The sequence below is a fragment of the Variovorax paradoxus genome (genome assembly GCF_009755665.1).
GTDB classification, from domain to species: Bacteria; Pseudomonadota; Gammaproteobacteria; order Burkholderiales; family Burkholderiaceae_C; genus Variovorax; species Variovorax paradoxus_G.
The window spans coordinates 2,309,888-2,335,789 of record NZ_CP046622.1 but is presented as its reverse complement, the minus strand read 5'-3'; the positions used below and the strand labels follow the sequence as shown (position 1 = coordinate 2,335,789).

Annotated in this window: 27 protein-coding genes; 16 read left to right on the top strand and 11 right to left on the bottom strand. The window is 67.1% G+C overall.

Annotation, left to right across the window (positions count from 1 at the left end; all coding sequences use genetic code 11):
- Nucleotide 1: 1 nt before the first annotated feature.
- The 5 genes from GOQ09_RS11000 to GOQ09_RS10980 are packed head-to-tail and all read right to left on the bottom strand — an operon-like array spanning nucleotide 2 to nucleotide 4,799.
- Complete coding sequence (locus tag GOQ09_RS11000) at nucleotides 2-997, bottom strand: tripartite tricarboxylate transporter substrate binding protein (RefSeq protein ID WP_157613458.1); 996 nt, start codon at nucleotides 995-997, stop codon at nucleotides 2-4.
- Complete coding sequence (locus GOQ09_RS10995; RefSeq protein WP_157613457.1) at nucleotides 994-1,881, bottom strand: ABC transporter permease; 888 nt, start codon at nucleotides 1,879-1,881, stop codon at nucleotides 994-996. Before GOQ09_RS10995 ends, GOQ09_RS11000 begins: the two co-directional genes overlap by 4 nt.
- A complete protein-coding gene (locus tag GOQ09_RS10990) occupies nucleotides 1,863-3,053 on the bottom strand; it encodes a branched-chain amino acid ABC transporter substrate-binding protein (RefSeq protein ID WP_157613456.1) in 1,191 nt (396 codons plus the stop codon). The genes GOQ09_RS10995 and GOQ09_RS10990 overlap by 19 nt, the downstream gene beginning before the upstream one ends.
- Complete coding sequence (locus GOQ09_RS10985) at nucleotides 3,050-4,045, bottom strand: PQQ-dependent catabolism-associated beta-propeller protein (RefSeq protein ID WP_157613455.1); 996 nt, start codon at nucleotides 4,043-4,045, stop codon at nucleotides 3,050-3,052. Before GOQ09_RS10985 ends, GOQ09_RS10990 begins: the two co-directional genes overlap by 4 nt.
- A gap of 40 nt (nucleotides 4,046-4,085) precedes the next feature.
- Nucleotides 4,086-4,799, bottom strand: a complete 714-nt coding sequence (locus tag GOQ09_RS10980) for an ABC transporter ATP-binding protein (RefSeq protein WP_157613454.1) — start codon at nucleotides 4,797-4,799, stop codon at nucleotides 4,086-4,088.
- A gap of 517 nt (nucleotides 4,800-5,316) precedes the next feature.
- Here GOQ09_RS10980 and GOQ09_RS10975 point away from each other — a divergent pair.
- From GOQ09_RS10975 to GOQ09_RS10915, 13 genes are all read left to right on the top strand, one after another.
- Nucleotides 5,317-7,146 carry a methanol/ethanol family PQQ-dependent dehydrogenase gene (locus GOQ09_RS10975; protein WP_157613453.1) on the top strand — a complete coding sequence of 610 codons (1,830 nt, stop codon included), beginning with the start codon at nucleotides 5,317-5,319 and terminating at the stop codon, nucleotides 7,144-7,146.
- Nucleotides 7,147-7,246: 100 nt separating this feature from the next.
- Complete coding sequence (locus GOQ09_RS10970) at nucleotides 7,247-7,651, top strand: c-type cytochrome (protein ID WP_157613452.1); 405 nt, start codon at nucleotides 7,247-7,249, stop codon at nucleotides 7,649-7,651.
- Nucleotides 7,648-8,544 carry a substrate-binding domain-containing protein gene (locus tag GOQ09_RS10965; RefSeq protein ID WP_157613451.1) on the top strand — a complete coding sequence of 299 codons (897 nt, stop codon included), beginning with the start codon at nucleotides 7,648-7,650 and terminating at the stop codon, nucleotides 8,542-8,544. The genes GOQ09_RS10970 and GOQ09_RS10965 overlap by 4 nt, the downstream gene beginning before the upstream one ends.
- 11 nt (nucleotides 8,545-8,555) lie before the next feature.
- The gene (locus tag GOQ09_RS10960; protein ID WP_157613450.1) at nucleotides 8,556-9,263 is read left to right on the top strand and encodes a hypothetical protein; all 708 of its coding nucleotides are present in this window, start codon (nucleotides 8,556-8,558) and stop codon (nucleotides 9,261-9,263) included.
- A 30-nt stretch (nucleotides 9,264-9,293) separates the two neighbouring features.
- Nucleotides 9,294-9,668 (top strand): hypothetical protein, encoded by a 375-nt coding sequence (locus tag GOQ09_RS10955; protein WP_242631073.1) that lies wholly within the window; start codon nucleotides 9,294-9,296, stop codon nucleotides 9,666-9,668.
- Between the two features lie 25 nt (nucleotides 9,669-9,693).
- Entirely contained in the window at nucleotides 9,694-10,674 is a 981-nt protein-coding gene (locus GOQ09_RS10950; RefSeq protein ID WP_242631072.1) for a YncE family protein, read from the top strand.
- A 54-nt stretch (nucleotides 10,675-10,728) separates the two neighbouring features.
- Nucleotides 10,729-11,274, top strand: coding sequence for an SRPBCC family protein (locus GOQ09_RS10945; protein WP_157613449.1), 546 nt, complete (start codon nucleotides 10,729-10,731; stop codon nucleotides 11,272-11,274).
- Between the two features lie 26 nt (nucleotides 11,275-11,300).
- A complete protein-coding gene (locus GOQ09_RS10940) occupies nucleotides 11,301-12,320 on the top strand; it encodes an AAA family ATPase (RefSeq protein WP_157613448.1) in 1,020 nt (339 codons plus the stop codon).
- A 16-nt stretch (nucleotides 12,321-12,336) separates the two neighbouring features.
- Nucleotides 12,337-13,212 carry a DUF58 domain-containing protein gene (locus GOQ09_RS10935; RefSeq protein WP_157613447.1) on the top strand — a complete coding sequence of 292 codons (876 nt, stop codon included), beginning with the start codon at nucleotides 12,337-12,339 and terminating at the stop codon, nucleotides 13,210-13,212.
- Entirely contained in the window at nucleotides 13,209-14,078 is an 870-nt protein-coding gene (locus GOQ09_RS10930) for a calcium incorporation protein MxaA (RefSeq protein WP_157613446.1), read from the top strand. Before GOQ09_RS10935 ends, GOQ09_RS10930 begins: the two co-directional genes overlap by 4 nt.
- 13 nt (nucleotides 14,079-14,091) lie before the next feature.
- Nucleotides 14,092-15,093: a vWA domain-containing protein gene (locus tag GOQ09_RS10925; protein WP_157613445.1), complete on the top strand. Its 1,002-nt coding sequence runs from the start codon at nucleotides 14,092-14,094 to the stop codon at nucleotides 15,091-15,093.
- On the top strand, nucleotides 15,090-15,641 hold the full coding sequence (locus GOQ09_RS10920) for an MxaK protein (protein WP_157613444.1): 552 nt from the start codon (nucleotides 15,090-15,092) through the stop codon (nucleotides 15,639-15,641). The genes GOQ09_RS10925 and GOQ09_RS10920 overlap by 4 nt, the downstream gene beginning before the upstream one ends.
- On the top strand, nucleotides 15,638-16,636 hold the full coding sequence (locus GOQ09_RS10915; protein ID WP_157613443.1) for an MxaL protein: 999 nt from the start codon (nucleotides 15,638-15,640) through the stop codon (nucleotides 16,634-16,636). Before GOQ09_RS10920 ends, GOQ09_RS10915 begins: the two co-directional genes overlap by 4 nt.
- Here GOQ09_RS10915 and pqqE read toward each other — a convergent pair.
- The 5 genes from pqqE to pqqA form a co-directional block, all read right to left on the bottom strand.
- Nucleotides 16,620-17,780: a pyrroloquinoline quinone biosynthesis protein PqqE gene (pqqE, locus tag GOQ09_RS10910; protein WP_431769304.1), complete on the bottom strand. Its 1,161-nt coding sequence runs from the start codon at nucleotides 17,778-17,780 to the stop codon at nucleotides 16,620-16,622. The two genes, GOQ09_RS10915 and pqqE, sit on opposite strands and share 17 nt — an antisense overlap.
- Nucleotides 17,777-18,070, bottom strand: coding sequence for a pyrroloquinoline quinone biosynthesis peptide chaperone PqqD (gene pqqD, locus GOQ09_RS10905; RefSeq protein WP_157613442.1), 294 nt, complete (start codon nucleotides 18,068-18,070; stop codon nucleotides 17,777-17,779). The genes pqqE and pqqD overlap by 4 nt, the downstream gene beginning before the upstream one ends.
- Nucleotides 18,067-18,831: a pyrroloquinoline-quinone synthase PqqC gene (gene pqqC / locus GOQ09_RS10900; RefSeq protein WP_157613441.1), complete on the bottom strand. Its 765-nt coding sequence runs from the start codon at nucleotides 18,829-18,831 to the stop codon at nucleotides 18,067-18,069. Before pqqC ends, pqqD begins: the two co-directional genes overlap by 4 nt.
- A 23-nt stretch (nucleotides 18,832-18,854) precedes the next feature.
- Nucleotides 18,855-19,775, bottom strand: a complete 921-nt coding sequence (gene pqqB / locus GOQ09_RS10895) for a pyrroloquinoline quinone biosynthesis protein PqqB (protein ID WP_157613440.1) — start codon at nucleotides 19,773-19,775, stop codon at nucleotides 18,855-18,857.
- Between the two features lie 70 nt (nucleotides 19,776-19,845).
- The gene (gene pqqA / locus GOQ09_RS10890; RefSeq protein ID WP_010100094.1) at nucleotides 19,846-19,920 is read right to left on the bottom strand and encodes a pyrroloquinoline quinone precursor peptide PqqA; all 75 of its coding nucleotides are present in this window, start codon (nucleotides 19,918-19,920) and stop codon (nucleotides 19,846-19,848) included.
- 161 nt (nucleotides 19,921-20,081) lie between these two features.
- Here pqqA and GOQ09_RS10885 point away from each other — a divergent pair, with 161 nt between their 5' ends.
- From GOQ09_RS10885 to GOQ09_RS10875, 3 genes are read left to right on the top strand one after another with little or no spacing between them, the layout of a single operon-like run.
- Nucleotides 20,082-21,083: an alpha/beta fold hydrolase gene (locus GOQ09_RS10885; protein ID WP_242631071.1), complete on the top strand. Its 1,002-nt coding sequence runs from the start codon at nucleotides 20,082-20,084 to the stop codon at nucleotides 21,081-21,083.
- Nucleotides 21,080-22,465 carry an ATP-binding protein gene (locus tag GOQ09_RS10880; RefSeq protein WP_157613439.1) on the top strand — a complete coding sequence of 462 codons (1,386 nt, stop codon included), beginning with the start codon at nucleotides 21,080-21,082 and terminating at the stop codon, nucleotides 22,463-22,465. The genes GOQ09_RS10885 and GOQ09_RS10880 overlap by 4 nt, the downstream gene beginning before the upstream one ends.
- On the top strand, nucleotides 22,462-23,118 hold the full coding sequence (locus GOQ09_RS10875; RefSeq protein WP_157613438.1) for a response regulator: 657 nt from the start codon (nucleotides 22,462-22,464) through the stop codon (nucleotides 23,116-23,118). Before GOQ09_RS10880 ends, GOQ09_RS10875 begins: the two co-directional genes overlap by 4 nt.
- A gap of 147 nt (nucleotides 23,119-23,265) precedes the next feature.
- Here the strand turns inward: GOQ09_RS10875 and GOQ09_RS10870 are convergent, their stop codons facing one another.
- Entirely contained in the window at nucleotides 23,266-25,902 is a 2,637-nt protein-coding gene (locus GOQ09_RS10870; RefSeq protein ID WP_157613437.1) for a hypothetical protein, read from the bottom strand.

The window sequence follows — 25,902 nt, the reverse complement described above, 5'->3', positions numbered from 1 at the left end:
TTCAAGTGCCGGTGCGCGTAAGGCCCAGCTTCTCCACCATGGCGCGCTCCTGCGCGAAGATTTCTCGGCAAGACTGCGCGTACGCTTCCGGCCCGAGGTAGTCGACCTCCTGGTCGTACTTGGCCAGCTCGTCCTTGAAGCGCTGGTCGAACATGGCTTTCTTGAAGGCGTCATGCAGCACCTTCACCACGGCCGGCGGCATGCCGCGCGGCCCGGCCAGCCCGTAAGGCGACTTGGCCACGATGTCGAAGCCGAGTTCGCGCAGCACGGGCACCTGCGGCCAGCGCTTCGACCGCTCGCCTGAAAAGATCGCCAGCAGCCGCAGCGTGCCCGCATCCACCGCCGGGCCGAAGCCGGTGGAATTGACGCCCGCCATCACCTGGCCGCCCGCAATCGCGTTCAGCTGCTCGGCCGTGCCCTTGTATGGCACGTGGATGTAGCGCAGGCCGCGCGCCGTGAACAGCCCTTCCAGAACCATGTGCGGCGTGGTGCCGATGCCGTTGGTGGCAATGGTCAGTTCGCCGGGCCGCGCACGCGCAAATGCGAACAGGTCTTCGAGCGAACGCGCCGGGCTGCCCGCCGCGACGAGCATGCCGAAGGTGACGCTGGACACCTGGACGATCGGCGTCACGTCACGGATAGGGTCCCACAGCACCTTTTGCGTGTGCGGTGCGCGAAACACCGGCTGCGGCATCTGCGCGATGGTGTAACCGTCGGGCCGCGCCTGCTGCAGCACCGGCATGGCCAGCGTGCCACCGGCGCCGCCACGGTTTTCGGTCAGCACCGTCTGGCCCAGCGGCACGGAGGCCAGTTCGGCAAGAAGCCGCAGCGAGATGTCGGTGGCCCCGCCGGCGGGCCACGGCACCCACAGCGTGACAGGGCGCGAGGGAAAGGGTTCGGTCGAAGCGGCAGCGCGCGCCAGGGGCAGCGCGGCCAGCGCCAATGCGGCCGCATCGCACAGCCAGCGGCGCCGGGTGGAACTACCCTCTCCGCTCATGGCCCGCCTCCTCCGCGCTTGGTCAGGCCGCCGAAGCCGCGCTGCGGGTCGTAGCCCCAGCAGGCAAAGCCGAAGAAGACGATCAGGCAGCCCAGCACCACGTAGGGCGCGAGTCCCGGGTCCTTGCCGTAGAGCGCAAAGCGGATCCACTCCACGGCGTAGGTAAACGGGTTGAAGCGCGCCAGCTGGTACACCCATTCGGCCCCCGACTCCTGCAGCTTCCATAGTGGATAGAGCGCGGTGGACAGGAAGTACATCGGAAAGATGACGAAGTTCATCGTGCCCGCAAAGTTCTCCAGCTGCTTGATGTGTACCGACAGCAGCAGCCCGAGCGCGCCCAGCATGAGCGCCCCAGCCGCGAGCGCCACCAGCGCATGCAGCCCGGCAAGCGACAGCAGCGGCAGCTCGGTGCCGATGAGCGCCGCCACGATCACGAACACCAGCGCCTGCAGCACAGACAGCAGCGCGGTGGCGCACAGCTTGGAGAACAGCAGCCATGGCCGCGGCAGCGGCGCCGTCAGCAACAGGCGCATCAGCCCCATCTCGCGGTCGTACACCATGGCCAATGACGACTGCATGCCGTTGAACAGCAGCACCATGCCGACCAGCCCCGGCACGATGTAGACGTCGTACGGAATGTAGGTGTCATAGGGCTCGACGATCGCCACGCCGAACACGTTGCGAAAGCCCGCCGCAAAAACAGCCAGCCACAGCAGCGGCCGCACCAGCGCCGACACCAGCCGCCCGGTCTGCTGCGAGAACTTGTAGAGCTCGCGCAGCACGATGGCGCGCATCGCCTGCAGCGCGTGGCCGAGGCCCCGCCGCGCGGCCGGCCCGGCGTGCTCGCTGGAGGGCGTTTCGGTTTTCAGCGCGCGTTCGGACATAGCTTCTCCGGCGCATCGGCCCCCAGCGTGTCGAGCACATTGCGGGCATGCAGCACGCCTTCGGCCGGCGCCTGCGCAATCACGCCCTGGCCGTCGGTCAGCAGCATGGGCTGGCGCAGCTGGCCGTCCCAGGCGCGAAAACTCAGGCCGGTGCCCTTGGAGCCGTCCAGCGCACTCTTCGCGATTGCCTGCGCCCAGGCCGCGTTCGGGCCCTTGGGCGCCGCAATGGCGATGGCCGCCAGCGTCTTGCCGGCCATCCACGCAGACCAGTCGTGCGCCGTCATCGGCCGCTTGGCGGCCTTGGCAAATCGCCGCGAGACCTGAGGCGCACCATACCGCTCGAACTGCGCATGCCAGGCCAGCGCCACCAGCCCGCCGTCGCCCACCACCGGACGCGGCAGCACGGTGCGGTAAGGCAGCGTGCGGGCGAACTCGCCGTCGCTGTCGACCACCCACACGGCGTCGTAGGTGTTGCCGGCCGTAAGCAGCAGCGGATTGGCCAGGTCGCGCTCGCGCGGGTCGGCCGAGAGCTTGAACGGCTTGGTGGCCACCACCTGCAGGCCGTAGCGCTTGATCGACGCCTGCGCGGTGGCCGCGCGCAACGCGTCCTGCGGGCTGCCGCCCACCAGCACAAGCAGCTTGCTCCATTTGCGCGACACCAGCGTCTGCGCCAGCGCATCGCTGCGCATGCGCTCGCTGGGCATCAGGTGGAACAGGCGCGCGCGGCAATCCTGCTGCCGCAGGCGGTCTGATGCGTCGCCCAGGTTCAGCACCGGGAGCTTCACTGCATCGGCCACGGCCAGCGTCCAGTCGGCGGGCAGATCGGTCAGCAGGACCGCGGCGCCCGCTTTCTCGGCCGCCACCGCCGCTGCGCGTGCCGCCGAAATGGAATCGGCCGGCGCGGTGGAAAGCGACACTTCGGTTCCCGCGGCTTCGAGCTCGAACTTAGCCTCCTCCAGGGCCACTTCGAGCCCGTCGGAAAGCGGTCCGCCCGGATGGCCGAGGTAGGCGCGTTCGAGCCGCGAGCGCTCCATGCGAGGGTCGTCTTCAGGCGCGATCAGCGTGGCCTTGAGCACGGCCGCACTCGCCACGACGGGCGCAATGAGCGACACGAGCGCCGCTGCCGTCAACCAGGCGCCCGCTGACCTTTGTGCCGGTGCGCGCATCCTCATTCGACGATCACGAGCCCATAGGGCACGCGCCCTACCGGAACGCTCTTCACGGCCTTGGCGCCGGCCACGTCGACCACGGTCACGTCGTCGCTCAGGCCGTTGACCACGTAGAGCCGCGCCTGCGCCTTGTCGAGCGTAACGTTCCAGGCCCGCTTGCCCACCAGCACCAGCGGGCCCACCTTGCGGCCGGGCACGTCGACAAAAGCCACGTGGTTCGCACGGCCCAGGCCCACGAAGGCCCGCTTGCCGTCGCTCGTCATCTGGATGCCCACGGGCGTGATGTCTTCGGCGCGCGCGCCCTTCACTTCGAACTTGAGCGTGTCGATCACCTCGTTGGTGGCGGTCGAGACGATGCTGACGCTCGCGCCCAGCTCGTTGGTGATCCACAGCTCTTTTCCGTCCGGCGTGATCGCCATGCGCCGCGGACGCTTGCCGGCCTTGATGTTCTTCACCACCTTGCCGGTGGCGGTGTCGATCACGTGCACGAGGCTGGCCACTTCGGAGGTCACGTACAGGGTCTTGCCGTCGGCGCTCACCTTCACGCCCTCCGGCTCCGCGCCCACCTTCACCGAGCGCAGCTTCTTGCCGCTGGCCGAGTCGATGAAGCTGGTTTCACCCGCGTCTTCGTTCGAAACATAGATGACCTTGCCGTCCGGCGAGAGGTCGAAGGCCTCGGGCTCGTCGCCCAAAGCAATGCGCCGCACCGACTTGCCGCTGGCGGGGTCGATCAGGTCGGCCTGGTTGGAGTCGGTGCAGGCCACCATGATCTGGCGCTCGGGCGTCAGCTGGATATGGCGCGCGCGCTTGCAGGTGGCAATGGTGCCCTTCACGGTCAGCGTTGCCAGGTCGATCATGGTCAGCGCGTTGTCCTTCTCGCTCGAAACGTAGGCCGTTCCCTGCGCCAGCGCGGCGCCGCCGGCGGCCAGTGCGAGTGCGCTAGCGGCCGCGCGAAGCAGCGCGCCGGGACACTGAAGGAAAGAAAGTTGCGGCATGCGATGTCTCCATTTTTCTTTGACTCGAATTTCTTCTTGTTCAGGCGGTGCGTGCGATGAAGCCCGCCTCCAGCGTGGTGCCGCCCAGCAGCTGGGTTACCTGGGCCGGCGTGCCGTCCGCCAGCAGCGCTCCCTTGTGCAACACGAGCACACGGTCGGCCTCCTCGGCCTCTTCGACCCGATGCGTTGCCCACAGTACGCACACGCCGCGTTCGCGCACGTCTGCGCGCAAGGCCGCCAGGAGGTCCTGGCGCGATTTCGGGTCGAGCCCCACGGTGGCTTCGTCCATCAGCAGAACGGCGGGCCGGTGCAGCCCGGCGCGCGCGAGCTCGACCTTGCGCCGGTTGCCGCCCGACAGTTCGCGCACCTTGCGGTCGAGGTCGGCATCGATGTTCAGCCGATCGCAGGCCGATGCAATGCGCTCTTGCGCGAGCCGCCGCGGCAAGCCGTGCAGGTCGGCCTGGAACAGCAGGTTGCGCCTGATGCTCAGGTCCAGGTCGAGCGACATCTGCTGGAACACCACGCCGATGTGCCGCAGTGCAGCAGTGGCCGAGCGGCGCAGCGAATGGCCGGCAACCTCGACCTCGCCTTCGTCGGCTGCGAACATGCCCGTCAGCACCTGGAACAGGGTCGACTTGCCCGCGCCGTTGGGGCCGAGCAGCGCCACAAACTGGCCTGCGGGCAATTGCAGCGACAACGACCGCAGCGCCGTGCGCGTTCCATAGCGCTTGGTTAAGTCGATGGTTCGCAGCATGTAGATCAGTGAGATTTGTCGAGCTGTCCGGGCTTCGGTGGTGTTGGCAGTTTGCTGTCGAAGCCGCAAATTCTGTGCCTCTGTCCGGCAAGGGTTTTCACTGTGATGCGTCCCTGTTCATTTGCGCGCGCAAGCGGCCCCCTGCTGCTCATCCGCGCCGGGCACCCGTACTTCGCACGAGACACTTTGCGTCAAATTTGGATGCGCACACAAGGCGCACGCAAGCGTATGCGTGTTGTGCTGCGCTGCGCAATGTGCCGAACGGCCCGGGATTTCCCTAGGTCCGATGCGGCTTGCGGCCCGCCGTCACAAGCTGCGCGCTGCCACGCAGCGCAAGCGTCCCCGCGAGTGAAGCCCGTGGCCGTCGCAACCGGCGCGCGATGCGATGTGGGCCCGGCACGGCTGAAAACGGCAGGCATGGATGTTGCGGACCGCAGCATTCGCCAAAGCGATCGAAAGATCCGCTGGCTGCTGCCAGATCCGTGTTCGAAACCCACTGAAATGTGAGGAGACATATATGAAGTTTTCCAGGCAGATCGCCGGCCGTCTCGTACGGCATGTCGGCGTCGCGGTGTTGGCTCTTCCGGCTTTGGCGCTAGCCAATGCCGACGTGGAGCAAAACATCGCCAACTCCAAGAACTGGGCCACGCAAGCGGGCGATATGTTCAACCAGCGCTACAGCAAGTTGAATCAGATCACCAAGAGCAACGTGGGCAAGATGCAGGTCGCGTGGACGTTCTCCACCGGCGTGCTGCGCGGACACGAGGGTTCGCCCCTGGTGGTCGACGGCACGATGTACCTGCACTCGCCGTTTCCCAACAAGGTGTACGCACTCGACGTCGAAACCCAGAAAATCCTCTGGAAGTACGAGCCCAAGCAGGACCAGTCGGTCATTGCCGTCATGTGCTGCGACACCGTGAACCGGGGCCTCGCCTATGCCGAGGGCAAGGTCTTCCTGCAACAGGCGGACACCACGCTGGTGGCGCTCGACGCGAAGACCGGCAAGGTGGCGTGGACGGTGAAGAACGGCGATCCGAAGGTCGGCGCCACCAACACCAACGCCCCTCACGTCTTCAAGGACAAGGTCATCACCGGCATCAGCGGCGGCGAGTTCGGGGTGCGCGGCTTCCTGGCCGCCTACAACATCAAGGACGGCAAGCTGGCGTGGAAGGGCTTCAGCACGGGCCCCGACGAAGAAATGCTGATGGACCCGGCCAAGACCATGACCTGGACCGACGGCAAGCTCGCGCCGGTGGGCAAGGACTCTTCGCTGAAGACCTGGAAGGGCGACCAGTGGAAGATCGGCGGCGGCACCACCTGGGGCTGGTACAGCTACGACAAGGCGACCAATGCCGTGTACTACGGCACCGGAAACCCGTCGACCTGGAACCCCTCGCAGCGTCCCGGCGACAACAAATGGTCGATGAGCATCTTCTCGCGCGACGTGGACACCGGCAAGGTCAACTGGGTCTACCAGATGACACCTTTCGACGAATGGGACTTCGACGGCATCAATGAAATGATCCTGGCGGACATCAACGTCAAGGGCAAGCCGACCAAGGCGCTGGTGCACTTCGACCGCAACGGCTTTGCCTACACGCTGGACCGGGTGACCGGCGCGCTGCTGGTGGCCGAGAAGTACGATCCCAAGGTGAACTGGGCCACCCACGTGGACATGAAGACAGGCCGCCCGCAGGTGGTTGCCAAGTACTCCACGGCGCAGAACGGCGCGGACGTCAACACCAAGGGCGTCTGCCCCGCGGCGCTCGGCAGCAAGGACCAGCAACCCGCCTCCTTCGATCCCAACACCAAGCTCTTCTACGTGCCGACGAACCACGTCTGCATGGACTACGAGCCGTTCAAGGTCGAATACACCGCGGGCCAGCCGTACGTGGGCGCCACGCTGTCGATGTACCCCACGCCGGGCAGCCATGGCGGCATGGGCAACTTCATTACCTGGGACGCAGGCACCGGCAAGATCGTGCAGACCAAGGCCGAGAAGTTTTCGGTGTGGAGCGGCTCGCTGAACACCGCCGGCGGCATCTCCTGCTACGGCACGCTGGAGGGCTACCTGAAGTGCGTGGACGCCAAGGACATCAACAAGGAGCTCTTCAAGTTCAAGACGCCGTCGGGCATCATCGGCAATGTGTTCACCTATGAGCACAAGGGCAAGCAGTACATCGGCGTGTTCTCGGGCATTGGCGGCTGGGCCGGCATCGGCATGGCAGCCGGCATCGATCCCGAGAAGAGCACCGAAGGTCTGGGCGCAGTCGGCGGCTACAAGGAACTCGCCCAGTACACCGAGCTCGGTGGTTCGCTGACGGTGTTCGCGCTGCCGAAGAACTGACGAGACCGCAACCCGCGAGAAATGAAACGCGGGGCCGGGAGAGCGCACTCACGAGAGGGCTCTCCCTTGTATTTCCCACAATATCGGAGACCCTGGAGCCATGAAATTCCGTACGTCAGCGTTGCTGTCTTCTCTTTTTCTGATTGCAGGCGTGGCCTGCACCCTGGCCGTCGCAGCGCCGGACCCGGCGCCCTACAAGGTGACCGATGGCTACAAGGTCGACCCCGAAACCATGAAGGGTTTCCGTACCTGGCGCTCCGCGGCCTGCGACCGTTGCCACGGCCCCAACCAGGAAGGCATGGTGGGACCTTCCCTCATCAACAGCCTGAAGACCCTGAAGAAAGAAGAGTTCATCAAGGTCGTGCGTGACGGACGGCTCGACAAGGGCATGCAGAGCTTCGGCAACAACCCGGCGGTGATGGAAAACATCAACCAGCTCTATGCCTACCTGAAGGGCCGGTCGGACGGCGCGATTACACGCGCCCGCGTGGAAGAAAACAAATGACCGCCCGGCCGCGCGCTGGCAGGCCCGTTGCTTTCCGCGCTCGCCTCGGGGCGGCGCTGGCGGGCGTGGCATGCTGCTGCGCGCTGGTACCGGCCGTGGCCGTGGCCCAGGAGACGCCGCCGCGCAAGGCGCTGCGCGTGTGCCAGGACCCGAACAACATGCCCTTCTCCAACAACAAGGGAGAAGGCATCGAGAACCGCATCGCCGAGCTGTTCGGCAAGACCCTGGGGCTGCCGGTCACTTACTACTCGTTTCCGCAGCGGCTGGCCTTCTTTCGCAACACGCTGCGCTACAAGCTGCCGGGGCAAGACTATCCGTGCGACATCGTGATGGGCGTGCCCGTCGGGCTCGATGAGGTTTCGGTCACCAAGCCGTACTACCGCTCGACCTATGCGCTGGTGTTTCCCAAGGGCAAGGGCATGGACAACGTGGCTTCGGCGGAAGACTTCCTGAAGCTCGATCCGGCCAAGCTCAAATCGCTGCGCATCGGCATCTACGACCGTTCGCCGGCTTCGCAATGGCTCAACCGGCACGGCCTGCTGGAGCAAGGCATTCCCTACAAGCTCATGAGTGCCGATCCCGCCCAGTACCCGGGCGAGATCGTCGAGCGGGACCTGGCCGAAGGCAAGCTCGACGTCGTGGTCGTATGGGGGCCGATTGCGGGCTTCTTCGCCAAGCGCGTCAAGACGCCCGACCTTGTCGTGGTGCCACTGAAGTCCGAAAAAGGCCTCAAGCTCGACTACCAGATGGCCATGGGCGTGCGCTACGGCGAACGCGAGTGGAAGCAGCAGATCGAGGGGCTGATCGAATCCAAGGCGCCAGAGATCCAGGCCATCCTGAAGGAGTACGGTGTCCCGCTGGTCGATGCATCTTTCGGAGCGCCCAACAACTGATCGGGTCTTTCATGCGCTTCGCCATTGCCTTCCCGCTGCGCACCTCGCTCCGTGCCTCGCTGTGCGCCCTGCTCCTTGCGCCCATCGGCTCGCACGCCGAGACCGACAAGCGCGACTTCTCGCAGGCGGAGCGGCTGCTGTTCATGACGCCGCAGCTCAAGGGCCTGCAGGCGCCCATGCTGCTTCGCTACACCTTCGGCAAGACCGGCACCTTCGAGCAGAACTTCGACGACAGCGTGACCGTGGCGCTGAGCGCCAAGGCCGACGGCCGATGCTGCGACGCCAAGGGCGCGTTTCTCAGCGACGCGCGCAAGGTGCAAGTGCCCGACGTGCCCGCAGCCGAGGGCAACCCGGTGATCCTCTATTTTCTGGAGCACGACGTGCGCGAGATGAAGCGGCTCACGCGCGGCTCCGACTATCACTTTCGCAAGCGCATCCGCATGGCGATCTACCAGGCCGCAGATGTGCGCGACGTGTCGCTGCGCTACCAGGGCCGCACGGTCAAGGGAAAGGAGATTGCGTTCAGTCCCTTCCTGGACGACCCGAACCGGCCGAAATACGAAAGGTTTGCGAAGAAGAGCTACCGCTTCACGCTGTCCGATGCCGTGCCGGGCGGCGTGTACGGCATTCGCACCTCCATACCGGGCGAGAGCGCCGCAGCCCAACCCCTGCTCGTCGAAGAGCTGCTCATCGACGGTGCCAGGGCGCCAGCGCGCTAGCGCCGCTTTTCCGAATTTCCAGCGAAAGCCATGACAAAAAACATTCTCCGCATTCTTTGCCTCCTGGCCCTTCCGGTGGCCGTGCACGGCGCTCCGCGCACGAACAACGACTTTCCCACGGTAGACCGCGTGCTGTACGTGCAGGAGTGCATTGCCGCTCATCCGGACGCCGGCAATTTCGAGATGACGAACAAGTGCTCTTGCGCGCTCGACGCACTTGCCAAGGAAATCAAGTACGACGACTACGTGCAGCTGAGCACCGCGGCCAAGGCCACCACCATCGGCGGCGAGCGCGGCGGCTACATCCGCGATTCGGAAAAACTGCAGGCCGACATCAAGCGCTACAAGGCGCTGCAGGCCAAGGTGACCAAGGGCTGCTTCATCGGCCCGCCGACCGCCCGCTGAGGCACACCACCCTGGGCAAGCTGCCATGACGGCCACCGCACCCCCTGCGCGCCTGATGCTTGCCGCCCTGCTGCTCTGCACCTCGGCCGGGGCCGCGCCGTTCGCCTACATCACCAACCAGGGCAGCCACGACGTCTCGGTGATCGATCTTGCATCGCAACGGGTGGTGTCCAGCATTCCGGTCGGGAAGTCGCCGGCGGGCGTGGTCGCGTCCAGCCGGGCCGGCCGCACCTTCGTCTCCAACCCGGACAGCAAGACCATTTCGGTCATCGACATGCGCCGGCAGCAGGTGGTGAACACGCTGCCCGCGGGCGACGGGCCCGTGGGCATCGACATCTCCGGCGACGGAAAGCACCTGTATGCGGCCGACTGGTACAGCAGCCGGCTATTGGTGTTCGATGCATTGGCTGCCAAGGCTTCGAAGCCCCTGGCCGCTATTGCCGTCGGCCGTGCGCCGGCGGGCGTGGCCGCGCATTCGGACGGCGCCACCGTGTTCGTGGCCGAGCGCGACGACGACAGCGTGGCGGTGGTCGACACCGCGGCACGCCGGGTGGCTGCGCGCGTGCGCGTCGGCAGCCATCCGTTCGCGCTGCTCTACGACGCCCCGCGCGCACGGCTCTATGCACTCAACGTGCAGAGCAACGACGTCACGGTGATCGATGTGCGCGACACACGCCGGCCGGCCGTCGTCGCCACCGTGAAAGCGGGCAAGGCGCCCTATGGCGCGGCGCTGGCGCAGGGCGGCGCGCTTCTGTATGTGACCAACCAGCACGAAGACACCGTGAGCGTGATCGACGCCGCTTCGCTGAAGGTGCTGCGCACCCTCCCCGGCTTTGCGTACCCCGAAGGCATTGCCGCGCATGGCGACCGCGTGTACGTCGTGAACTGGATGGACGACAACGTGCAGGTGCTGGACGCCGCAACCGGGCAGAAGCTCAGCACCATTGCCACGGGGCAGAACAGCCGCGGGTTCGGTGCCTTCATCGGCGCGCCCATGGAGCCCTGAATCTATTTTTTTGCCGCCCGACCTTTCTCTTCTCCTTCATCACGGACGTTTTCCATGCCGACTCAACCTTTCAGCCGAAGAACTCTCTCCGTCCTGCTCGCATCCGCCCTGCTCGCCGCATCGGCCTCCAGCCAGGCCCACGGGCCAACACGCCAGAAGGTGAGCGAGAAAGTCACCATCGAGGCGCCCGCCGACGCGGTGTGGGCCAAGGTCAAGAACTTCAATGCGCTGAAGGAGTGGCACCCGGCGGTGGCCGACAGCCCCGCCGACAAGGGCAACGCCGAAGGCTCGGTTCGCACCGTCAAGCTCAAGGACGGCGGCACGCTGATCGAAACGCTCGAAAGCTACGACGACGCGCAAAAGAAATACAGCTACCGCGCCAAGGACGGCGGCGCGCTGCCGGTCACCAACTACACCTCCACCCTCTCGGTGGTGGCGGACGGCGGCAAGTCGGTCGTCGAATGGCGCGGCGCCTTCTACCGCGGCTTTCCCAACAACAATCCGCCGCCCGAGCTCAACGACGAGGCCGCGCTCAAGGCCGTGACCGGCGTGTACCGCGGCGGGCTCGCCCACCTGAAGAAGATGATGGAGTCGAAGTAGCCGCTGCGGGCTTCGATGGAACCACCATGGGCTCCCAGGAACAACTCGAAGACTGGCGGCGCCTTGCGCTGCGCGTGGAAAGCGAAGTCGCCAAGGCGGTGATCGGGCAGGCGGAGACGATCCGCCTCATCAACGTGGCGCTGTTCGCGCGCGGCCACGTGCTGCTCGAGGGCGACGTGGGCGTCGGCAAGACCACGGTGCTGCGCGCCTTCTCGCGCGCCATTGGCGGCGATTTCGAGCGTGTGGAGGGCACGGTCGACCTGATGCCGGGCGACCTGGTCTATCACACCTATGTCGATGCGCAAGGCCGGCCGCGCATCGACCCCGGGCCGCTGCTGCGCCACGGCGAGCGGCTGGTCACCTTCTTCTTCAACGAAATCAACCGGGCCCGGCCGCAGGTGCAGTCGCTGCTGCTGCGCGCCATGGCCGAGCGCACCGTGTCGGCCTTCGACCGCGAGTACAGCTTTCCGCACATGACGGTGTTTGCGGACCGCAACAAGGTCGAGCGCGAAGAGACTTTCGAGCTGGCCTCCGCGGCGCGTGACCGCTTCATGTTCGAGCTGAACATGCCCAAGCCGAGCGACCGCGCCATCCGCCAGTCGCTGGTGTTCGACACGGCCTACCACGACACCGAAGCGCTCATCGACAAGGTGGCGCCCGCCATCCTGCCGTGGGACCGGCTCAACGCCATTGCCGCAGAAGTGCAGCGCAGCGTGCGCGCCAGCGAAACCATCGAGCGCTATGTGCTCGACGTGTGGGAGGCCACCGAGGTACCGCAGAAGTTCGGCATACGCCTGGACAACGTGGACATGGACCGGCTGATCCTGGCCGGCGCAAGCCCGCGCGGCATGAGCGCGCTGCTGCGCGCCGCGCGCACCGTGGCGTGGCTCGAAGGCCGCTCTCACCTGGAGCCTGCGGATCTTGCGGCAGTGCTGCCGTCGGTGCTTGGGCACCGCGTGTTCTTTACGCCGGTGTACGAGTTGCGGCGCGCCGAGCTGTCGGAAGCGCTGGTCACGCAGATCATCGACAAGATCGCCGCGCCTTGACGCCACCGAGCCCGCCATGGACCGCGTCGACGAATTCCACTACCAGCTGCCGCGCCGCTTCGGCGGCTGGCGGCCCGGTGCGCAGCGGGGCCTGAGCCAGGGCAGCGGGCAGGAATTTGCCGCGCACCGGCGGTTGTTCGACCATCCCGATCCGCGCCGCATCGACCTGCGCGCCAGCGTGCGCGACGGCCGCGGCGACTGGCTGGTGCGCATCCATCGGTTGCGCGTCGCCATTCCCGTGCATGTCGTGGTGGACGTATCGGCGTCGATGCATTTCGGCGCCGAGCGGCGAAAGCTCGACGTGGTGGCCGACCTGGTCGAGGCGCTGGGCTACAGCGCCTTTCGGGCCGGCGACACCGTCGGCCTGCTGGCCTTCGACCAGCGAGAGCGCGAAGACCTGTTCGTGCCCGCGCGCCACAGCCGCGGCAACGGCAGCCTGATGGCGAAGATGCTGCGCGAATGCCGAGCGACACCGGGCGCAGCCCCATCCGCCGACAGCACAGCAGGCGGCCTGCGGCGTGCCACCGAGCGACTGGTCGGCCGGGGCGGGCTGGTGTTTCTCGCTTCCGATTTTCACTGGCCTGTTGCAGCGCTCGGCGAGCTGCTTCCGCAATTCGCGCCGGCCTGCATCGTTCCATTGGTGGTCTGGGACCCCGCCGAAACCGAACCGCCGGATGCACGTGCATTGGTGGCCCTGAGCGATGCCGAAACCGGAAGCCGGCGCAGCCTGTGGATGCGCGATTCGCTGCGCACGCGGTGGCGCAATGCCGTTGCGGCGCGGCGCGCGGAGCTCACCGAGCTGTTCAACGCGCATGGCATGCCGCCTTTTCATCTGCACGGACGCTTCGACGCCGAGGCGCTCACGCGGTACTTCATGGAGACGACGGCATGAACCGGCGCCTTGCAGCCCTGCTGGTGCTAGCAATCGCGACCGGAACGGCAAGCGCCGCGACGGTCGAGCAGCCGCGCGCATTCGGGCATGTGATCGGCGACGTTCTCACGCAGCGCGTGCTGCTCGAGCAGGCCGGCCGGACTCTGCAGCCCGGCGCGCTGCCCAGCGCGGCGCGCATCGACCTGTGGCTCGAACGCAGGCCCTCGCGCATCGAGACCGATGCCGAGGGGCGGCGCTGGCTGGCCATCGACTACCAGGTGATCAACGCGCCGCGCGCGCTTACCGCCGTTTCGCTGCCGGCGCTCAACATTGCGACCACATCGGGCGTGCCGCTCGCGCTGCCCGCATGGCCTATCAGCATCGGCCCGCTGACGCCTCTCGAAGTGCCGGGGCAAGGCGATCTGCAGCCGCTGCGGCCGGACCGCGCCGTCGCGCCACTTCCCACCTACGCGCTCGGCCAACAGCTGAAGTTCTCGGTTCTTGCGCTGCTGGCCGTGCTTGTGGCCTGGCTCGGCTGGTGGGCGTGGCGAAACCGGCGCGAAGCGCAGCAGCTTCCGTTCGCAAACGCCTGGCGCGAGCTGAAGCGGATCGGCGATCCCGCGAGCCCGGAAGCCTGGCGCGTGTTGCATCGCGCGCTCAACCGGAGCGCCGGCCGCGTGGTTCACCACGCCAGCCTGCCGCAGCTCATGGCAGAGGCGCCGTACCTGCGCCCGCTGCAGCCACGCCTGGAGGAGTTCTATCGCGAATCGACGCGGCGCTTCTTCTTTGCCGAGAGCGTTGCCGCGGCCACGCAGCCGGAGGGTGCCTACCCGCTCCGGCCGCTGTGCCGGGCCCTGCGCGACGCGGAAAAGCGCCACCGGCATTGACGGGAGCAGAGCCATGCGCTTCGACCTTGCCCAGCCCTGGATGCTCGCCCTGCTGCCGCTCGCGCTGCTGCCGCTCTTGCGCAGGCGCAGCGACACGCTGGGCTTCTCCTACGTCGCCTGGCTGCCGTCGGACCGGGTCGGCCGCCTTGTCGGCTTCATGTGGCGTGCGTTCGCGGTCGGCGCCATGGCCTTCACCGTTCTGGGACTTGCCGGGCCGGGCCAATCGGGCGCGGTGGTCGAGCGTGCCGGGCGCGGCGCGGAGGTGCTCATTCTCATGGACCGCAGCAGCAGCATGGACGCGACGGTGCACACCAACGGCCTGCAGACCGCGGGCCGCATGTCGCAGGAGCCCAAGGCCAAGGTGGTGCGCGACCTGCTGAGCGAGTTCGTTGCCAAGCGGCCCGACAACCGCTTTGCCTTCATGACGTTCAGCACGGTGCCGGTTGCGGTGGTGCCCTTCACCCAGAAGACCGACACCGTGCAAGCCGCGCTCGCAGCGACCGCCATTGGCCGCGGCCTGCCCGAGACACGCATGGGTGTGGCGCTGCTCGCCGCCATCGAGGAATTCGAAGGCCGAAGCTATTCCGGCAGCCGCGTGATCCTGATCGTTTCTGACGGCGGCGCGCAGCTCGACGAGGCGACGCGCGAGCGCATTCATGCCGGACTCGCGCGCGAGAAGATCGGGCTCTACTGGATCTACGTGCGCAGCGGCCCGAACTCGCCCAACCTCAACACCGAGACGGTATCGGCCTACGGTCTTGGCGAGGAGCTGGCGCTGCACCAGTTCTTCAAGACGCTGGCCACGCCCTACCGGCTCTACCAGGTAGACGATTCGAATGCCATGGCGGCCGCCATGGCCGAGATCGACCGGCAGCAAAATTTTCCGCTGACCATTCATGAACGGGTGCCGCGGCGCGACCACGGCGCGGCCTTCTATCTTGCGGCCATGCTGTGCTGCGCGGGCCTGCTCGCGTGCCGCTCGGTGCAGCTGCAAAGCTGGCGAAAAAGCACATGAAGCGGCGCACGATTCACCTGGTGTTTGGCGTGCTGAGCCTGTGCTGCGTGGGTGTTGTTTGCGAGCGTGGGCTGCGCCTGCACCGCACGGCTGGCCTCAATGCCGAAATCGCCCGCATCGCCGCCATGCCCGCGGGCAAGGACGCAGCGCCGGCCCCGCTTTCGGCCCCGCGTGAACTGCAGCTGGCGCAGGCGCTGGCCCTTTCGAAAGCCGGCGCCCACGATGCCGCGCTCAAGGGCTATGCGGCGCTGATCCAGAGCGGAGAACGCGACCCCGTGGCGCGGCAGGCGTTGTTCAACCTGGGCAACATGTACCTGCGCCAGGGCATGGCGCAAGAAGCCGGCGCACTGCCGCTGTTCGAACTTGGCAAGCAGCGGCTGCGCGACCTGCTGCGCGCCGCGCCGCAAGACTGGGACGCGCGCTACAACCTGGAGCGTGCGCTGCGCCTCGCGCCCGAAGACCAGGAAGCCTTTTCGGCCGAGCAGCAGCCGACGCACGAACAGCGCCGGGTCCGGGTGCCGGGCTTCGTCGCCGGAGACCTGCCGTGAGACCGCGCTTGCTGCCCGCGCGATGGCTGTCCGCTTTGCGGCGCTTCGGCGGCAGCACGGGCAACGGGCCGTTGCTGCTCGCCCTGGTGCTGCTGGCGCTGGCCGTCTGGCCGCCGCGCGTGCAGTTGCAGCGCCCCGTCTTCAGCTGGCAGGTCAGCTTCGACATCACGCAGAGCATGAATGTCGAGGATGTCGAGCTGAACCATGTGGCCGCGAGCCGGCTTGCGCTGGCGAGAGCCGCGATGCGTGACGTGCTGGGCGCGCTGCCTTGCGGCTCCAGAGTGGGCTGGAGCATTTTTGCGGACTACCGCTCGCTGGTGATTCTTGCGCCGGTGGAGGTCTGCAGCCACTACGAAGAGCTGCTGGCCTCGCTCGAACGCATCGATGGCCGCATGCGCTGGGCCAACGCCAGCAATGTGAGCAAGGGCGTGACCTGGGCGGTGCGGGGCGCCCGCAGCGTGGGGCCCGACACCAGCTTTGTCTTCATCAGCGACGGGCAGGAGTCGCCGCCGCTGCGCGTCAACGAAACGCCACCGATGACGGACATCAAGCCCGGCGATGTGAAGGGATGGCTGATCGGCGTGGGCGGCGACGTGCCGGTGCCCATTCCCAAGACCGGCAGCACCGGCGAGCCCGCCGGCTACTGGCGGGCGGACGAAGTGGTGCAAGGCTCGGCCATCGGCGGCACGCTGAACAATGAGCATCTTTCCGAACTGCGGCAAGACCACCTGCGATCGCTGGCCGAACTCGTGGGTGTGAACTACCGGCGCCTCCAGACACCCGATGCGTTGAGAACGGCGATGCTCGACCGCCGCTATGCGCAGTACCTGCCTGCGGATGCGGACCTGCGCTGGATTCCTGCCCTGCTCGCGCTGCTGTTGCTCGCGTGGCGATTTGCGCCGGATTTCGGCTGGGTGCGCGAGCGCCAGCCGATGAGGCGGGAGAAGAAGATGGCCGGCAGCGTTCAGCCGCGCGGCCTCACGCGTCCGGCGTGACGAGCGCTGCGGAAAGCCGGCGTGAGTTGGCCGGATCGCGAAACACCAGCGGGTGCTCCACCGGCGCCGCGGGGTCGCGCGCAGCGGCACGCTCCACGGCCTCGACCACGCGGTGGTGGTCCGGGCTCTTCGCGCACACCGGGTCGGCCGCGGCCGCATCCTGCGCCAGCAGGTAGGCCTGGCAGCGGCAGCCACCCAGGTCCTGCTCGCGCTGGTCGCAGCTTGCGCAGGGTTCCTTCATCCAGCCGGTGCCGCGGTAGCGGTTGAAGCCTTCGGAGTCGAACCAGATCTCGCGCACGCTGTGCGCCTTCACGTTCGGAAACTCCAGGCCCGGCAGCATCTTGGCGGTGTGGCAAGGCAGCGCGGTGCCGTCGGGCGCCACGGTAAGGAACATGCTGCCCCAGCCGTTGACGCACTTCTTGGCCTTGCCCTCGTGGTAGTCGGGTGCCACGAAGAAGATGCGCATGCGCTCGCCCAGGCGCTTGCGCCAGGCATCGGTCACCTCTTCGGCATGGCGCAGCTGCTCGTGCGTGGGCAGCAACTGGTCGCGGTTGACGAAGGCCCACGAGTAGTACTGGGTGTTTGCAAGCTCCAGGTATTCGGCCCCCATCTCGTGCGCCATTTCGATGATGCGGTCGATGTGGTCGATGTTCATGCGATGGATCACCACGTTCAGCACCATCGGCCAGCCCTGGTCCTTGATGATCTTCGCCACCCGGTTCTTCAACTCGAAGGTCTTGGTGTGCGAGAGAAAGTCGTTCATCTCGCGCGTGGAGTCCTGGAACGACAGCTGCACGTGGTCCAGGCCCGCGGCCTTGAGCGCGGCGGCGCGCTGCGCCGTGAGGCCGACACCCGAGGTCAGCAGGTTGGTGTAGTAGCCCAGGCGGGCGGCCTCGGCGATGATGATTTCGAGGTCGTCGCGCAGCAGCGGTTCGCCGCCTGAAAGGCCGCACTGCACGGCACCGAGCTCGCGGCCCTCGCGCAAAACACGCAGCCAGTCGTCGGTGCTGAGCTCGTCCTCCTGTTTGGCAAAGTCGACCGGGTTGAAGCAGAAGACGCAATGGAGCGGGCAACGGTAGGTCAGCTCGGCCAGCAGCCACAGCGGCGGTCCGGGGCGGGGTGCGGCATTCGTCATGGGCGTCATGCAGGGTCCCAGCGCAGCCAGTTCTGCTGCGCCGCCATTTCGACGAAGCCGCGCACCTCGGGTTCGAGCCCGGTGGTGTCGAAGGCTTGTTCCAGGTCGGCCACGATCTGCGCCACGCTGCGCTCGCCATCGCAGCGCTTCATGATCTCGCCAGCGCTGCCGTTCAGCCGCACCATGCCCTCGGGGTACAGCAGCACATGGCACTCTTGCGCCGGCTCCCATTGCAGGCGAAAGCCGGGGCCGACGCGGGGTTTGCTTTCGGCGGTGAGCACGGCTTTGGTTGCTGTCATGTGCTGCTGACCCCGTAGCGCGTGGCCATCGCATCGTTCATGGCCCAGAGAATGTCGAGCTTGAACTGCAGCACTTCCAGCGCACGCTCTTGCAGTGCGCGGGTGTCGAAGTGGTCGAGCGTGATGGCCAGGCCCTGCTCCACGTCGCGCCGCGCCTGGCTCACGCGGTTGCGAAAGTAGCTCAGGCCGCCCGGCTCGATCCAGCTGTAGTGCTCCGGCCAGGTGGCCAGGCGCTGCTTATGGATTTCGGGTGCGAAGAGTTCGGTGAGCGACGAGCACACCGCCTCTTGCCACGGCGCGCGGCGCGCAAAGTTCACGTAGGCATCCACTGCAAAGCGCATGGCCGGCACCACGTGGCGCAGGTCGGTCACCTCTTCGCGCGACAGGCCCACGGCTTCGGCCAGGCGCAGCCAGGCTTCGATGCCGCCTTCGTCCTTGATGCCGCCGAGCTCGAAGCCGTCGTGGTCGAGGATGCGCTGCACCCAGCCGCGCCGCACCGCGGGATCGGGGCAGTTCGAGATCACCGCGCCGTCCTTGATGGGGATGGCGATCTGGTAGTAGAAGCGGTTGGCCACCCAGCCGCGGATCTGCTCGGGCGAGGCGCGGCCGCTATTGAGCATGACGTTGAACGGATGGTGAATGTGATAGCTGCGGCCGCGCTCGCGCAGCTTGGCTTCGAAGTCGTCGCGGCTCCATGCCGGCGCGTTCTGCTGGCCGCCCGCGGCCGGTCGAAACGGATCCTGGATTCTGTCGGCGTGCATGGTGGTGGGCTCGGCGCTTGGCTTCAGAGTTGAATCGTCATCCCGTCCTCGCAGGGCTCGATGCCCGCGCGCCGCAGCAACGCGTGCTCGTCGGAGTCTTCGTCGAGGATGGGGTTGGTGTTGTTGATGTGAATGAGCATGCGCCGCGTGCCCGCGGGCAGCCGCGTCAGCCATTCGATCATTCCGCCCTCGCCGGACTGCGGCAGATGGCCGATCTCGCGCGCGCGCTTGCCGCTGACGCCCAGGCGAACCATTTCGTCGTCGGTCCAGAAGGTGCCGTCGACCATGACCGCATCGGCCGTTGCCATCGCGTCGAACACGGGCGGCGTGATTGCGCCCAGGCCCGGCGCATAGAACAGGCTCTTGCCGCTCCTGCGGTCGAACAGGGTCACACCGATGTTGTCGCCCGGCACCTGCTGTTCGCGGTGCGGCGAATACGGCGCGGCCTTGCCGGTGAGCGCCATGGCGCGAAAGCTCAGGTCGGGCACGCCCGGCACCTCGAAGGCATTGCCGTCGAGCGCAATCGGGTGACGCGCCACGCCGCAATAGTGCGACAGCAACCGCAGCACGGGATTACCCTGACTCAGGTCTTCCGCCACGGGGTCGGTGCACCACAGCGGCAGCGGCGTGCCGCGCTCGCGCAGCATGAAAAGGCCCGTGGCATGGTCGACCTGTCCGTCGATCAGCACCACGCCGGAAATGGCGGTGTCGCGCAATGCGCGCCCCGGCTGCAGCACCGGGCTGCTGCGGATCTGCTCCAGGATGTCGGGCGACGCGTTGAACAGCACGCCGTCTTCGCCATCGTCAGGCCGTACAAAAATCGACGACTGCGTGCGCGGCTTGGCGCGCACAGTGCCGGCACGCACACCCGCACAGTTGGGGCAGTTGCAGTTCCATTGCGGAAAGCCGCCGCCGGCGGCGGAGCCCAGAACGGTAATGCGCATCGAATAAGAAAGAGGGGGTTCGAAACAACCCGCCCTGGCGTGCCGGGACGGGTTGTGAAGAAGCGCGCAATCAGCGTGCGCTGACGTACATCGTGATCTCGAAGCCGAAGCGAAGATCAGTTGCCGTCGGGGTTTCCCATTTCATAGAGTCTCCTGAAAAGGTTGCACAGCGCCACCTGGCGACTGCGGGAACTTCGAGCGCTCCAGAACGCATATTGAACCGATGCACGGCCGCAACCTAGCCGTGAAATCATGAATGGGACTTCATGATTTTCATGAATAGCGGCCACGGAGCCACCGCGTACCATGGCCCTCGTGCTTTCTAACGGCCTCTACCCAGAAACCCAGCCTTGGCGCATCCACGCAATGGAGGCGCCGCACGGCCACGTGCTGCATGTAGAAGAAAGTGGTGATCCGACGGGCATCTGCGCCGTGGTGCTGCATGGCGGACCGGGCTCGGGCGGCTCGCCGCTGCTGCGCCGCTTCTTTGACCCCGCGCGGTATCGGGTGATCAGCATCGACCAGCGCGGCGCGGGCCGGAGCCGTCCGCGCGGTGCGACGGCGCATAACCGCACCGAGGATCTGCTAGAGGATTTGCGCCTTGTGCGCGAACGGCTCGAAGTGCCGCGCTGGCTGGTTGTCGGTGGTTCGTGGGGCGCCACGCTGGCGCTCGCCCATGCGGCGTTCGAGCCGCAGGCAATCGCGGCCTTGCTGCTGCGCGCGGTGTTCCTGCCGAACGCCGAATACATCGAAGATTTCTTCCAGGACACCGCGGGCCGCGCGCCTGCCGAATGGGCGCGTTTTGCATCCGCAGTGCCGGCGAATCAGCGCCACGACATGCTGGGCTATCTGGCACAAGGCCTGCAGGAGCCCGCGGCCGACGGCGATAAGGATCTGCCGCGGCGGCTCGCCCTTGCCTGGTGGCAGTGGGAAAGAACGTTGGCCGGCGGCGAGCCCGTTTCGACTACCGACGTGCAACCCGGCCGCGAGACGCTCGAGGCGCTGGTCGACCGCTACCGCGTGCAGAGCCATTACCTGCTGCATCGCTGCTGGCTCGGCGCGCCCCCCCTTCTCGACCGTCTCGATACGCTCCCGAAGGTGCCGACCCTGTTGCTGCATTCGCGCGACGACCGCATCTGCCGGCCCGAAGGCGCACAGGCGGTGCACGAGCGCATCGCGCACAGCCAGCTTCGGTGGGTCCATGGCGCGGGCCATGACCCTTCGCATCCGGCGATGGCTTCGGCCATGGTCACCGCGCTCGACAGCTATGCGCAGCACGGCCACTTCGGCGACGGGCGCGGGCCATGACGCTGCGCCTGAAGATCAACCTGATCGTCAGCCTGCTCACGCTGCTGTTCGTTGCGGCCATGCTCGCGCTGCAGGTGCGCGCCATGCGCGAGTCGGTGCATGAAGAAGTGGTGGCCGCCAATCGCGTGGCGGCCCAGTTGCTCAACCGCACCGCGTGGCTCTACGCGGCGCAGGGTACGCCGGCCATGCTGTCGTTTCTGCAGGGTGTGGGGCGCGTTCGGTCCAACGACATCACGCTGCTCGACAACGACGACCGCGTGCTGTACAGCTCGCCTACCTCGGTCTACAAGGCCGGCCGCGATGCGCCGGACTGGTTTGCCGGCCTTGTCTCGCCGCCGCCCTCGCAACTGTCCATCGCGTTTCCGGGCGGGCGGTTGATGGTGCTTTCGAACGCCTCGCGTGCGGTGCTCGACGCCTGGGACGACTTCGTGCTGCTGATGCTCAGCGCGCTGGGCCTGCTGGCGGTCGTCAACGCGGGCGTGTTCTGGCTCGTGGGGCGCGCAACACGGCCGTTCGCGGACATCGTCCATGCCCTCAACCAGCTTGAAAGCGGGCGCTTCGATGTCGCGCTGCGCGCCTTGCCCGGCACCGAGGCGGCGGCCATCGGCTCCGCGTTCAACCGCATGGTCGGCATGCTGCAGCAGCACATCGAAACCGAGCGGCGCGCCGTGCGCGCCGAAAGCCGCCTTTCGGAAAGCCGCGAGCTCGGCCGCTGGGTCGACCAGAAGATAGAGCAGGAGCGCCGCCTCATCGCGCGAGAGCTGCACGACGAACTGGGGCAATCGGTCACCGCAATGCGCAGCATGGCGCTTTCGATCGCGCAGCGCGTGCAGGCGCTCGATCCGCAGGCCGAGCAGGCCGCACGGCTCATTGCCGAGGAATCGGGCCGGCTCTACATCGCCATGCACGGCATGATCCCGCGCCTGACGCCCCTGGTGCTCGACAAGTTCGGCCTGGTGGCCGCGCTCGAAGACCTGGTGGAGCGCACGCGCAACAGCCACGGCGATGTGCAGGTCGAATGGAGCCTGGAGCTCGAGCTCGACCGCCTGCGGCTCGACACCGACACCGCGCTGGTGCTGTACCGCGCCGCGCAGGAAGGCATTACCAACGCCCTGCGCCACGGCGAGGCGCACCGCATCGTGCTGGCCTTGCAGGGCGAAGAGCAATCGGTAAAGCTCACGCTAACCGACGACGGTCGCGGCCTGCCCGGCCCTGAGGCCGCAAGGGAAACCAGCACAGGGCACTATGGCCTGCGATGGCTCGCCGAGCGCATCGACAGCCTGGGCGGCGAATTGCGCCTCGAGCCCGCCGAGCCCAGCGGCGCCCGATTGACGGTGCGGCTGCCCATGCGGGCAGACGAAGCGGAGAACACAGACACATGACCCAGGCAGTTCAGGCAGCCCAGCCGATTCGAGTGATGCTGGTGGACGACCATGCGCTGGTGCGCATGGGCTTTCGCATGCTCTTGGCCGACGCGCAGATCGAAGTGGCGGCCGAAGCCGACACCGGCGAGCAGGCCTGCCAGGACTACCCGCAGGTGCAGCCCGACCTGGTGGTGATGGACCTTTCAATGCCCGGCATGGGCGGCCTCGAAGCCTTGCGGCGCCTGCTGGCCCACGACCCGAAGGCGCGCGTGCTCGCGCTCTCGGCGCACGAGGACACCATTCATCCGCGCCGCGTGCTGCGCGCGGGCGCCCTGGGCTACCTGGCCAAGCGCAGCGCGCCCGAAGCGCTGATTGCCGCCGTGAAGGCCGTGGCACGCGGCGAGCGCTATATCGACGCGAACACCGCGCAGGCGCTGGCCACCGCCCAGATTGAGGGCGAAGCCAACCCCGCAGACCTGCTCAGCGAGCGCGAGTTCTCGGTTTTCATCCAGCTTGCGCGCGGCATGACGGTGGCGCAGATTGCAAGCACGCTGAACCTTTCGCTCAGCACGGTGGGTTCGCACCTGTACCGCGTGAAGCAGAAGCTGGGGGCGACCAACCAGGCGGAGCTGACGTGGGTGGCGCTGCGGTGGGGGTTGATTCAGGTTTAGCTCCGGGCCTTCTCTTCGAGTGTCGTTTCAGGCAGGCCGCCGCCTTGATTCCGCCACAGCCACTCGGAGGGGTTGACTGCGCGCTATCGCGGGAAGGTGGCGCAGTTCATTGCTTGATCTTGTTGATGTGCCTCTTGGTGTGCGCCCTCATCGCCCGCCCAGCGCCGGCCCCTGCTGCTGGTTGGATTGCACTGCAGCCTGAGCCTGAGCCTGAGCGTGGACTCGATCATGCGCGCGCTGCTCGTCGAACTGCTGCACGTCCTGCATGGTCTGCTGCACTGTGCGTAAAGGCTGCGTGGCTTCAAGAGCGGCGTATCGGCCGGGCAACGAGGTCGACCTGAACAGAACCGTTCCGTTGATGCCGTGGACGTCGCCCAGATCGTCGGGCTTCCTGATGTTCGACATGTAGCAGGCCGCCGTCGCCTGTGCCACCCATCTCGGAGACGTACCCTCGGGAAGCACCTCTTTGAGGGTGTTGTACAGCGCATGCTGGGGATGACCCGGGTCGCTGAATTCACGCAGCAACGGGCGGCTCGCATCAGCAACGGCAGTGGCGGATACCTGCTTGCCGTGCGTGCCAGCCTCCGAATCTTGCCGGGTGTCGCGGCCTTGCGCGAGTTGCGTGGTCTCAGGCTGATCGCGCTGGTCCCTCTCATCGCGCTCATCACGCCGCTCCAGGCCGTCGTGTCGCTCTGCGGCCATGCGTGCCCTCTGCTGTCGCGTCGCGGCCAATTCGGCCTGCGCCGCAGCCGCCTGGGCTTGCGCCGCCGCAAGGGCTGCGGCATCGCCCTGAGGGTTCGAGTGCACCGGGGCCGCCACTGAGGCGTGGGTTGAGGCGTGGGTTGTCAGCGAGTGCATCGCCTCGGCGCCAGCGGCCGGCCGAGCAGGGCTGACATGCGCCTGTGCCACAGGTACCTCCTCCAGCAAACGCCCTGGCGAATGGTCCTGCGTACGTTCCTGCGTACGTTCCTGCACGCGCTCCTGCGTGCGCTCCACCGAGGGCTGTGGAAGCTTGGGCTCGTTCTTGAACCGCTCCCTGTCCTGCGCCAGCGCAATCTCCAGGTCGCGCATATGGGCCTGCTCCTGCGCCAGGTGCATCCGGTACAACCGGCTGCCCTTGTCCATCTGGGATGTATCCAGCTTGCCCACGGGCCGCAACGAGCCCGGGGAAATCTGCTCGGGTTCGTCGCGGCGCCGGTGCGCCTCGGCAAAGCTCATGCCCCCTGGCGTGGGCACGATGCGCGATTCATGCGTGGTGATGCGCTCGATCTGCTGAGGTGTCAGGTGGCCGCTCGCGGGCTGCGGCTGCGCAGGCGTGTGCCGTGGCGTGGCATGGGGCTCCTCGCGCACATGACCTGAGGTGCCGTGGGTGACGGCGGCCGGCACCGAGCCGTGCTGCTTCCATCCATGCTGAGCGTAGGCCTCCAGATAGCGTTGCGCGATGGCTTGCGGGCTGTGGGCGATGTTCTCGGCCATGACGCGCTGTGCCGCCGCCTCCAGTTGCAGCGTCTGCTCGGGGCTGGCCGCGACCGTGCGCTGGACCGGCATGCCGTGCGTCATGGGCGTGGCCGCTTCGGTGGCCTGCCGCGTCCAGACATGGCTTTGCGGATCGCGTATCCACGGCTGGCCGGCGCCGATGCCGGGGCGCACCTGTTCGCCGATGGTCTCGGGGGTGTGCGAGTACGGGTCTTTGGGGGCAGGCGGACGGGCCAGCGCCAGCTCGGCGGCCGTGCTGCTGGCCTTGTAGTTCAACTCGTCGGCCAAACGGGCGTCGGCATGGACAGGGCGCATGGGCATCCCGCCGCGGCCCGGCCCCTCGTCGGCGCTCATGCGCATCCAGCCGTGGCCGGAGCGCTCGTCCAGGTGCCAGGCGTTGCCGTCGCTGCCGCGCTGGTGGTAGATGCGGGCCTGGTCGGCGGCGTCCAGGAGCTTGTCGCCCGCGACGGCGCCGGCCACGCCGCTCACGGCGCCGCCGATCATCAGGCCGGGCACCCCTCCGAGAGCTGCACCGGCACGCGCGCCCAGCGCTGCAGCGCCGGCCATGCCCAGGTTGCGCGCGCCGAAGTGCAGGACCTCGGATTGGGCGCCCGTCACATTGCCCTGATCGAGCAGGCGGATGGCTTGTCGGGCGGTGGTGTAGGTGTCCACTGCGACCGTGCCGGCGACGACCGCCCTGCCGCCGATGGCGGCGACGTCGGCCGCGCCAGCCTCGGCCGCACGCACGCGCAGACCGGGCGCGGGGGGCTCGAAGGCATTCAGGCGCGTGCTGCCCTGGATGGCCGGGAGGGCCCGGTAGGCCTCGATGTACTTGCGGTACTGCACTTCACCGGCAACGTCATTGGCGATGGCGCCCTTCTGGAAGGCGCGATCGAGCATTTCGGCGCTGTTGGTGGGCCGAATGCCGGGGGCCTTTTGCAGCTCTTGCGGGGAGGCGAAAAATTTGTCGTCGGACCACACGGCGGTGCTGCGGCCCTGGGCATGCTCCCGGGCAGCCACTTCGGTCATGGAGTGTTCGCCGGCGTTTTTGCGAGGGAGGCGGCCTGCATCGAGTTGTTGCTCGGTTTGCGGTGTGGGGATGACGGGAATGTGTCTATCAGAGATGTACTTCAGGAGTTCGGGGCCGCGTGGGGCCTTTTTGATCTCATCTCGAACAGTTGTTGTGATGGCGAGCAGGCGATGTTCTTTGCTTGCCAAGTCATAGTAGATATCGAGCAGCTTCGTCCCGCCGGTGCGGTGGGCATAAGCCAGGCTGTTGGCGTCGGCGAGAAGGTAGCCTTGGTTCAT